Source organism: Pseudomonas sp. D4002 (assembly GCF_013385665.1).
Lineage (GTDB): Bacteria > Pseudomonadota > Gammaproteobacteria > Pseudomonadales > Pseudomonadaceae > Aquipseudomonas.
Window position 1 is genome coordinate 1 of sequence record NZ_JACAPN010000045.1, and the last position, 10,480, is coordinate 10,480.

Consider the following 10,480-nt stretch of genomic DNA (forward strand, 5'->3'; position numbering starts at 1 on the left):
ACCGGCAGGACGCCGGTTTAGCCGCGCCGGGCCATGGATGGCCCGTCGCGGCGGCCCGCGGAGTAACGGATATACACCCCACCCTAACCCCGCGCAGCAAACACCCCCCGAGCAATCGACCGAGCCACACAATCAGCCGCCGCCGACCCAATCCGCCCAATCTCCACCTGCCGCCGAGGCCCATCCGCCACCTCCACTGCCCCCGAAGCCAACGCAAAAACCGTATCCCCATCAAACGGCAAATGCGCTGGCCGCACCGCCCGGGCAATCCCGTCCTGCGCCATGATCGCCACCCGCTTGCACTCCGCCACCGTCAACCGCGCCGTACTCGCCACCACCACCAGCGTGGTATTGGCCCCCGCTTGCAGACGCCCCATGGAATCCAGCCGCGACAACTCCGGCATCGGATCACTGCAATCCATCTCCGTCACCGGCCGCGCCCCGCCAAACTCCCCCGCCACCTCCCAGGGCCAGGCCCAGAACGTCTCGCCATCCGGCATGTAGACCGAACCAATCGGGTTAGCCACCACCAACGCGGCAACCACCAACCCATCGCCCAAATCCAGGGACGCCGTCCCCAGCCCGCCTTTCAGCACCCCGGCCATGGCCCCACGCCCGGCCCCGACAGAGCCCAGCTCAAACTCCGGACCGGCATTGGCCAGCGCCTCAAACCCCAGCCGCCGGTAAGGTGGCTCCAGGCCCCAATCCTTGTCCCCGCCATTCGCCAAATCATGCAACACCGCCGCCGGCACGATAGGAATCGCCGGCGCACCCGGCTTCAAATGCAACCCCACCTGGTCCTGGGACAACTTCGCCGCCACCGCATCCGCCGCCGCCAGGCCAAACACCGAGCCACCGGCAAACACCAGCGCGTGCAGCTGGCCCACCATGTTCTCCGGCTCCAGCGCCGCGGTTTCGCGACCACCTGGGCCTCCACCGCGAATGTCGATACTGGCAGTCCAGAAACCATCCGGGCGGATCACCGTGACGCCGGTGTCGGCGTACAGGTCTGTGGCGTGGCCAACCTCCAGGCCGGGAATATCAGTGAGGGCGTTGCGCGGGCCAGGTCTAGGCATACAGAAAAGCTTCCTTGGGTTTAGGTATGGCGTGGGGAGAGCAAGGGGTGTGCCAAGGAGGCGCTCCCCCGGCCCAGCGTACGCTAGCAGCTTCGCGAAAAAATCCCCTGCACAAAAACCAACACCCTGCCCTCCCGCCTGTTAGAAAAACACCACCCGCCCCGTAAACCCTCCAACAACTCCTTGTTATCCAAGACTTTTCAGCGATGGCACAGCCTTTGCTCTCCTGCCTCCACCAGAGCTTGAACTTAACAAGCCGTCCTCGAACAAGGCCCGTTGCCTAACCACACTGGAGTGTTGCACATCATGAATCCATCACGCGCCGCAGGCCGCCGCCAACCCGGCAAGGCTTTCGCCCATACCCTGTTGTTCCTCGCCGTGTGCGAGGCCGTCAGCTACAGCAGCCTGACCCTCGCCGCCGACGCCCCGGCCAGCGATAACCCCCTGGACACCGTCGTGGTCATCGGCAACCGTGGCCAGGCCCGCACCCTGGCCGACAGCCCGGCGCCGGTGGACGTGATTTCTTCCAAGCAGTTGCTCGCCACCGGCCAGGGCGACCTGACCCGTGCCTTGAGCAAGGTGCTGCCGTCCCTCAACCAGCCGGCCTCGTCGGGCTTCGGTTCGACCTCGATCGTGCGCCCCATCAGCCTGCGCGGCTTGAACGGCGACCAGGTGCTGGTGCTGGTCAACGGCAAGCGCCGCCACAACAGCGCGCTGCTGAACAACGCCACCTCCCTCAACTCCGGCTCGCAACCGGTGGACCTGGACATGATCCCCACCGCCCTGGTGGATCACATCGAAGTCCTGCGTGACGGCGCCTCGGCGCAATACGGGTCGGACGCCATCGGCGGCGTGATCAACATCGTGCTCAAGCAAACCGACCACGGCGGCAGCTTGTCCACCACCTACGGCCAGAACTATGAAAACGGCGACGGCGAAACCGTGCGTCAAACCGGCAATGTCGGCCTGGCCCTGCCCAACGACGGTTTCATCAACCTCGCCCTGGACGTGAAGAAACAGGACGTCTCGGACCGTTCCGATGCGGCGCCGTACACCGACAGTGCCGGCAACACCAGCCAACGCCACACCTACTACGGCACCGGCTTGCCCGAGGCGAAGAACTTCAGCCTCGGCTACAACGCCGAGCTGCCGGTCGCCGACGCGCTGACCCTGTACTCGTTCTCGACCTACACCCACCGCAACTCGGAAAAGCCCCTGGCATTCCACCAGCCGCCGTCGTTCAACGGTATCCAGACCCCGTACCCGGAAGGTATCGAAGACAACCTGCGCTTCATCGAAGACGACTTCCAGGTGGCGTTTGGCGGCAAGGGCCAGGCCGCCGGCTGGGACTATGACCTGTCGAGCACCTACGGCCAGGACCATGCCCGGGCCACCCTCACCGACACCTACAACCTGAGCTACGGCCCGAACTCACCGACCTCGGTCGACACCGGCGTAAAAACCTTCAGCCAGTGGACCAACAACCTCGACCTGACCCGCGCCTTCGACCTCGGCCTGTACAAGCCGACGCAGATTTCCTGGGGCCTGGAACAGCGCTACGAAGACTACAAGATCGGCAAGGGTGACCTCGCCTCCTACGCCAGCGGGCCGTTCGACACCGGTGCCAACGGCGCGATCATTCCACCCGGGACCATTTCCGGTGCCGGTACCACCCCGGCCGACGCCGCCGAAAAAAGCCGCATCAGCCTCGCGGGCTACGGCGAGATCGGCCAGGACCTCACCGACAAATGGCACGTGGACCTGGCCGGGCGCTACGAGCACTACAACGACGGCTCGGGCACCACCACCAACGGCAAGTTCTCCACCCGCTACCAGCTGACCCCGATCCTGGCCTTGCGCGGCACCGTCAGCACCGGGTTCCGCGCACCGTCCCTGGCCCAGCAGATCTACAGCTCCACCTCGCAAACCAGCGTCAACGGGCAACTGTTCGACTACCGCAACGTGGCGGTGAACTCCGATGTGGCCAAGGCCCTGGGCGCGACCACCCTCAAGCCTGAAAAGTCGACCAACTACAGCATCGGGCTGACCCTGCAACCCACTGACAACACCAACATCACCCTGGATGCCTACCAGATCGTGATCAAGGACCGCATCGCCCAGACCGGTTACCTGGGCGGCACGCCGCAAATCAGCGCGATCCTCGCCGCCGCCGGGCTCAACCCGAACCAGGCGGTGACCTACTTCACCAACGCCCTCGACACCACCACCCGCGGCGTCGACCTGGTGGGCGACTACCGCCAGGACATCGGTGCCTATGGCAGCCTGAAATACAGCGCCGGCTTCAACTGGAACACCACCCAGATCGACTCGATCCACGCCTCGACCGTGGCCGCCCAGGCCCTCGGCCCGGACGGTGGCTATGACCGCCAGCGCCAGGGCAACCTCAAGTACGGCTTGCCGCAATCCAAGCTGCTGCTGGGCACCACCTGGACCTACGACAAGGTTGAAACCAGCCTCAACCTGACCCGCTACGGCTCCTACACCGAGTACGGCACCGCCGAGATCTACGACCGCAACTTCGCGCCGACCTGGATCACCGACCTGAACATCGACTACCACCTTACCAAGGCCGTGACCCTGAATGCGGGGGCCAACAACCTGTTCAACAAGTACCCGAAACGCACCGACCTGGTAAGCAGTTCCGGCGGCTTCCCGTACGGTACCTTTTCGCCTTACGGCACCACCGGTGGCTATTGGTACACCGGCGTGACGTACGCCTTCTGACCCAGCCCGCGGGGCCGGTTCGCCGGCCCTGCGCCTGACCTTTTGCGGGAGCCTGCCCATGACCCGACGTACCGATCAACTCAAGCTGGGGGCCTTCCTGGCCAACAGCGGCCACCATGTATCAGCCTGGCGCCATCCCCTGGCCCAGGCGGATGCCAGCCTGGATTTCGAGCACTTCAAACACATCGCGCAAACCGCCGAGCGCGGCAAATTCGACGCCTTGTTCGTCGCCGACGTGGTCGCCCTGTGGGGCCATCATCATGACGCCCTCAGCCGCACTGCCCGCGCCGAACACTTCGAACCCTTGACCCTGATGGCCGCTTTGGCAGCCGTCACCAGCAACATCGGCCTGATCGCCACCGCCACCACCAGCTACAACGAGCCGTACCATATCGCCCGCAAGTTCGCCTCCCTCGACCATCTGTCCAAGGGGCGCGCCGCCTGGAACCTGGTGACCTCGGTGGTCTCGGATGAGGCCTGGAACTTCGGCCGCGAAACCCATATCGACCATGGCGACCGCTACCAGCGCGCCGAAGAATTCCACGACGTGGTCAAGGGCCTGTGGGACAGCTGGGACGACGACGCCTTCACCCGCGACAAGGCCAGCGGGGAGTATTTCGACCCGGCCAAACTGCACACCCTGAATCATCGCGGCGAACATTTTTCCGTACGTGGCCCACTCAACGTCGCCCGCCCTCCACAGGGCCATCCGGTGCTGGTGCAGGCCGGTGCGTCGGAACCCGGCAAGGCCCTCGCCGCCCGCGTTGCCGAGCTGATTTTTGCGGTCAACCATGACCTGGCCGGCGCCCAGGCTTTCTATCAAGACATCAAGCAACGCGCCGCCGCCTTTGGCCGTGACCCCGACCACATCAAGATCCTGCCCGGTGTCACCCCGTTTATCGGCGAAACCCGCGAACAGGCCCAGGCGCTGTTCGAAGAGTTCCAGGCCCTGGTGGACCCGGTGCTGGGCCTGCGCTTCCTGGCCGACACCCTGGGCGATGACATCGACCTGTCGGGCTACGACCTCGACGGCCCGCTGCCGGAAACCCCGGTAGGCCAGCGCGGCAGCCGTCGCGACAAACTGCTGGAACTGGCCCGCAGCCAGAACCTGAGCATCCGCCAGCTGTACCTGCACCTGACCGCCGGCAACCCGGTAATCGGCACCGCCGAAGACATTGCCGACTTCTTCGAGCAGTGGTTCGAAGCCCGTGCCTGTGACGGGTTTAACGTGTTCTTCCCGTACTTCCCGGGCGGCATCGACCTGTTCGTCGAGCAGGTGATTCCACTGCTGCAGCAACGCGGGCTGTTCCGCACCGAATACGAAGGCACCACCCTGCGGGAAAACCTCGGCCTGCCGCGCCCGGCCAATCGCTTTACCCAGGGAGTTACACCATGAAGCGCAGCGCATGGATGCTGGCAGTCGGCAGCCTGTTCGTCTCGAAGGCCTTTGCCCTGAACATTTTGCTGAGCAACGACGACGGTTATCAGCACCCCAATATTCGCGCCCTGTACACCGAGCTCAAGGCCCAGGGGCATACGGTGCGGATTGCCGCACCGCAGGCCGACCAGAGCGCACGGGGCGGTGCGTTTTTCTTTGGTCGCGAAGTCACCGTTGGCCATGACGACGACCCGGCCTACCCCGACAGTTACTACATCAGCACCACTGAAAACGGCGTGTGCCAAAGCCCCGAATGCGCCGGCAAAGACGTGCAGATAGAAATCAGCGGCACGCCGGTGATGGCCTTGCTGATGGGCCTGAAAAAAGTCATGCCCCACCCTGACCTGGTGATCGTCGGCCCCAACCCCGGGAATAACCTGGGGGCGATCAACAGCGCTTCCGGCACGTTCAACGTCGCCAGTGTCGCGGTGCAGGCGGGCATTCCGGCGCTGGCGGTCAGCACCGATTTGAAGGAGGCAGACCCACAACGCGCGGCGCAACTGGTGGCGAAACTGGTCAATGCCCTGGACCAGCATCGCCAGCCCGACGGCGCGCTCTTGCCCAAGGGCCTGGGCCTGAATATCAACCTGCCAAAAGACCCACAGATCAAGGGCGTGAAACTCACCCGCATCGGCAGCTACGTGGGCTTTGAAGCGGTGTACACCGACGACCTCAAGCAATTCAAGCTGCCGGGCAAACCCGGCATCGGCTTCCAGTACAGCCCCGCCGCCACCGCCGAGCAGCAGAAGCAGGATGAGGCGGTATGGCTCAACAAGGGTTACTTGACCATCAGCCCGTTCAGCGGCCTGCCGGAGTCGATCAACGCCGGCCCCGCCCTGCAAAAACAACTGGCCCGCGAGGTGCAGCCATGAGTTCGCGTTTTTCCCTGGGGTTTCTCAGCCGGGTCTACAGCCCCGGCTTCGAGCCCAAGGTCTACCGCGACACCGTGGAGTTGTTCAAGGTCGCCGAAGAGTTGGGCTTTGACAGTGGCTGGGTGGCGCAGCACCACTTCGCCAGCGAAAACGGCCGCCTGCCCTCGCCCCTGGTATTGCTTGCCGCCATCGCCCAGCGCACCCGCCGGATCAGCCTGGGCACCGGGATTATCGTGTTGCCCCAGGAAGCGCCGCTGCGCCTGGCGGAAGACGCCTCGGTGCTGGACCTGTTGAGCAATGGCCGGCTGGAGCTGGGCCTGGGTGCGGGTTTTGATCCCGACACGTTCACCGCATTCGGTCGTGAGCCTGAGGCGCGCCACCGCGATTATGAGCAGCACCTGCAACAGTTGATCCATGCCCTGGGCAACGCCCCCCTGACCGACAGCGGCTCGCGCCTGTTGCCACGGGCAGCCGGCCTTGGGCAGCGAATCTGGGAAGCCACCTCACGGGTGGAACGTGTGGCCGAGCGCGGCCACGGCCTGATCATGGCGCCCAACCCGCACCTGCCGCCCGAAGCCGGGGTAGAACTGGTCAACCGCTATCGCAACGCCTGGACCGGTGACAACGGCACCCCGCCCCGTGTCACCCGGGTACAGGCGCTGATCCCGAACCCGGACGCCGCCACGCGCAACGATATCCAGGCCTACGTGCAACGCCAACAGAGTATCGGCGTGTACAAGGCGCCGGTGGATGATGATTTCGACGCCACCCTCAGGCGCCTCGGCATCCTGCACGGCCCGGTCGAGCAGATCATCGAGCAGTTGCAGCAAGGGCCGAGCCTGACGGCCAACGACCACCTGGTGCTGCAAGTACAGACCGCCAGCACCCCGCTGCGGGAGGCGATCCGTGCCCTGGAAATCATCCGCGAACAGATCGCCCCGGCCCTCGGCTGGCAACCGACACTGCCCCAAGGAACCCTGACATGAGCTTCAAACTGGGCTTTCTCAGCCACGCCTTTGGCGACGATCCACAGCAGGTCTACCGCGACCTGATCGAACAATTCGAAGTCGCCGAGGCCCTCGGTTTCGACGGTGGCTGGATTGCCCAGCACCACCTGAGCAACGGCTTTGGCCGGCTGCCGTCACCGCTGGTACTGCTGGCGGCGGTGGCCGAGCGAACCCGGCATATCGAACTGGGCACCGGGGTGATCGTGCTTCCTTTCGAAGACCCGATCCGCCTGGCGGAAGACGCCAGTGTGCTCGATGCCCTCAGCGGCGGCCGGGTGCAATTGGGCCTGGGCAGCGGCGGCGCCAACCTCGACAATTTCAGCGCGTTTGGCCGTGATGCCGTGCAACGCCAGGTCGATTTCAGCGAACACCAGCAGCAGGTCCAGCAGTTACTCGACGGCGAGGCATTGACGCCCCACAGCGCGCTGACCCTGCAACCGCCAGCAACCGGCTTGAGCAGCCGCTTGTGGCACTCCCACGGCAGCCTCGAAGGCGCGGCATACACCGCCAGCCAGGGCAACGGCTTGCTGCTGGGCACCGCCACCCACGATCCGCTGACGGTGCAAAAACCCCTGGCCGATGCCTACTTGAATGCCTGGACCCGCACCGATCGCCCACCGAGAATCGGCGTGGTGCGGGCAATTTTCCCGGCAGCGGATCGCGCCAGTGCCCAAGCGGAACTGGCGGTGGATATCGAGCGCCACATCCCGCGCCTGCAACGCGAAGGTCTGATTGATCAAGCCGTGGACCTGCAGGAGCACCTGCGCCTGATGAACGTGCACCACGGCCATCCCGACGAAGTGATCGCCAGCCTGCAACAGGACCCGTCCCTGCTGCCCTATGCTGACTACGTGATCGCCGTGGTCCAGGCCGAAAGCTCGACCCAGGCGCAGATCCTCAAGCGCCTGGAAATCATCGCCCGGGACATCGCCCCGGCCCTCGGATGGCGAGGACGAGAGTAGGATGATCAAACACCCTGAAAGCGTCAGCTCCCGTAGCAGCTGTCGAGTGAAACGAGGCTGCGTAGCGGTGTGTCAGATACACCGCGAACGCAGCCTCGCCGGGGCTCGACAGCTGCTACGACGACGCGTGATGCTGATGCCAAACTATGGAGCCCGTGTATGCCCCTTGAATTCAGTTGGTTGATGCCCCTCTGTACCCCCGACTGGGCGGCGCGGCCGGGGCAATGGATCCAGCTGGCCCAGGCGGTGGAATACGCCGGCATCGACGGCCTGTGGATCCCCGGCGGCGCGCTGTGTGCCGACAGCCTCGGGGTGGCGGCGGCGTTATGCGCCCACACCCGACGGGTGCAATTGTCGGTGAGCGTACCGCCGGAAGTCATGCTGCCGGCGGCCCTGGCCACCACCCTGCAAAGCCTGCAATCGATCAGCAGCCACCGGGTGCGCCTGCACTTGCCCGACGGCGAACAAGGCAGCCTGCGCAGTGCGTTTGGCGAATGGCTGAACCGCGACCAGCGCAGCGAACGCATCGGCGAATACCTGGAGATTCTCCAACAACTGCTGGCACCGAATGACGGCGGCCTGGATTATCAAGGCCGCTATTTCCAACTGGAAAACGCCGGCGTCGCCCGCCGCGAACTGCCCGCGCCGCCACTGGTGCTGGACGACAGCCAAAGCCACGCGCTGGTGGCTGGCCACGCCCAGGTCTGCCTGTTGCGGCCTGGGCATCCGCAGTGGCTGGCCCAGGAAATACAACGCTGGCGCCAGCTTCAGCCGGGCCTGGCCCTTGCCTGTACCTTCGGCCTGGTCATCGGCGACAGCGAGGACCTGGCCTGGGAAACTGCCGCCGCCCTGCTGCCGACCCAGGACCTGCCCAACCACCGCATCGCCACCGTGCCCCGCGACCGTCACCCGTTGCGCCAGTGGGAGATCCACCCGAACCTGCTGCAACTGCACCCTGGCCAACCGTTGATCCTGGTGGGCACGCCCCGCCAAATCGCCACGCGCCTGCAGGAACTGCACGGCCTGGGCCTTGGCCACATCATCCTGCAAGGCGGCCCGGCGGTCGGCGAAGTGCTGCGCTTTGGTGAACAGATCCTGCCGCTGCTTTTTCAACACGGCCTGCGCAAGGAGCGCCTGCACCATGAACACTGAGGTTCGCCCCCCGATCCAGCTCGACTGGTTCCTGCCCACCAATGGCGACGGTCGCCACCTCACCAGCAGCGGCCTGCCCAAGGTCGGGCTGTTCCAGCAAGGCGAACGTGCCCCCACCCTCGATTACCTGCGCCAGATCGTGCGGGCTACCGAACAGGCCGGGTTCGACGGAATCATGGTGCCCACCGCCAGCGGTTTCGAGGATCCGTGGCTGATTACCGCGGTGCTGGCCCAGGAGGTGCGGCGGCTTAAATTCCTCCTGACGTTGCGACCAGGCATGGAGCTGCCGGCCTATACCGCCCACCGTGCGGCGACCTTGCAATTGCTCAGCGAGAATCGCCTGGCGTTGCATGTGGTGACGGGGTCCAGCCGTTTTGAGCAGCGTTCGTTGGGGGACTTTCTCGAACACGATGAGCGTTATGCGCGTACTGCGGAGTTTTTGCAGGTGTTCCAGGCGGTGTGGGCTGGCAAGCAGCCGGCGCATCCGGGGCGCTACTACCGCAGTGGGATCAACACGCCGGTGGCGCCTGGGGCCGAGGTGCCGGCGATCTATTTTGGGGGCGCCTCCGAGGCTGCCGAGCAGGTGGGGGCTGCCCATGGGCAGACGTACCTGATGTGGTGTGAGCCGCCGGCGATGATTGCCGAGCGGGTGCTGCGGATGCGTGAGTTGGCCGCAATGCAGGGGCGGACGTTGCGCTTTGGGTTGCGCTTGCACATCTTTGCCGATCGCACTGACGAGGCGGCCTGGGCGCATGTGGAGCGGCTGTTGGAGGAGATTCCCAAGGACGCCATTGACCAGGCGCAGCGGCAGATGGCCAAGTATGAATCGGTGGGGCAGAGTCGCCAGACCGAGTTGATGAAAGGCCGTGGGCGTGGGGCGCGGGAGCTGGAGGTTTCGGCCAACCTCTGGGCCGGTGTGGGCCTGGTACGGGGCGGGGCCGGGACCGCGCTGGTGGGGAGTTATGAGCGGGTGGCGGAGCGGATCGAGGAGTATCACCAGCTTGGGGTGGACAGCTTTATTCTCTCGGGGTTTCCGCATCTGGAAGAGTCGATTCATGTGGGGGCGGAGGTGTTGCCTTTGTTGCGCAGGATTGGGGCTTCGGGGAGGGATGTTGAGGTGGGTCGGGGTTGATTGAGTACATATCCGTTTCTTCGGTTATGGCTGAAATGGGTTCCGCTCTTACAGCGGCTCACTTTTGAACAGCGCAAAGTAAGCAAAACGCTCTTG

Annotated in this window: 8 protein-coding genes; 7 read left to right on the forward strand and 1 reads right to left on the reverse strand. The window is 64.9% G+C overall.

Features of this window, described 5'->3' with window-relative positions; genetic code table 11:
* Nucleotides 1–83: 83 nt before the first annotated feature.
* Nucleotides 84–1,076: a P1 family peptidase gene (locus HX824_RS27745; RefSeq protein ID WP_003218615.1), complete on the reverse strand. Its 993-nt coding sequence runs from the start codon at nt 1,074–1,076 to the stop codon at nt 84–86.
* A 306-nt stretch (nt 1,077–1,382) separates the two neighbouring features.
* On the opposite strand from HX824_RS27745, the gene HX824_RS27750 reads away from it, so the two are divergent.
* The 7 genes from HX824_RS27750 (at nt 1,383) to HX824_RS27780 (ending at nt 10,384) form a co-directional block, all read left to right on the forward strand.
* The gene (locus tag HX824_RS27750) at nt 1,383–3,821 is read left to right on the forward strand and encodes a TonB-dependent siderophore receptor (RefSeq protein ID WP_003218616.1); all 2,439 of its coding nucleotides are present in this window, start codon (nt 1,383–1,385) and stop codon (nt 3,819–3,821) included.
* A gap of 58 nt (nt 3,822–3,879) precedes the next feature.
* The gene (locus HX824_RS27755) at nt 3,880–5,217 is read left to right on the forward strand and encodes an LLM class flavin-dependent oxidoreductase (protein WP_008430347.1); all 1,338 of its coding nucleotides are present in this window, start codon (nt 3,880–3,882) and stop codon (nt 5,215–5,217) included.
* Entirely contained in the window at nt 5,214–6,131 is a 918-nt protein-coding gene (locus tag HX824_RS27760; protein WP_008430348.1) for a 5'/3'-nucleotidase SurE, read from the forward strand. The genes HX824_RS27755 and HX824_RS27760 overlap by 4 nt, the downstream gene beginning before the upstream one ends.
* Entirely contained in the window at nt 6,128–7,117 is a 990-nt protein-coding gene (locus tag HX824_RS27765; protein WP_087695236.1) for an LLM class flavin-dependent oxidoreductase, read from the forward strand. Before HX824_RS27760 ends, HX824_RS27765 begins: the two co-directional genes overlap by 4 nt.
* A complete protein-coding gene (locus tag HX824_RS27770) occupies nt 7,114–8,100 on the forward strand; it encodes an LLM class flavin-dependent oxidoreductase (protein ID WP_177055655.1) in 987 nt (328 codons plus the stop codon). Before HX824_RS27765 ends, HX824_RS27770 begins: the two co-directional genes overlap by 4 nt.
* A gap of 159 nt (nt 8,101–8,259) precedes the next feature.
* Nucleotides 8,260–9,252 (forward strand): LLM class flavin-dependent oxidoreductase, encoded by a 993-nt coding sequence (locus tag HX824_RS27775; protein ID WP_177055657.1) that lies wholly within the window; start codon nt 8,260–8,262, stop codon nt 9,250–9,252.
* Nucleotides 9,242–10,384, forward strand: a complete 1,143-nt coding sequence (locus HX824_RS27780) for an LLM class flavin-dependent oxidoreductase (RefSeq protein ID WP_003218626.1) — start codon at nt 9,242–9,244, stop codon at nt 10,382–10,384. Before HX824_RS27775 ends, HX824_RS27780 begins: the two co-directional genes overlap by 11 nt.
* The last annotated feature ends 96 nt before the right edge of the window (nt 10,385–10,480 follow it).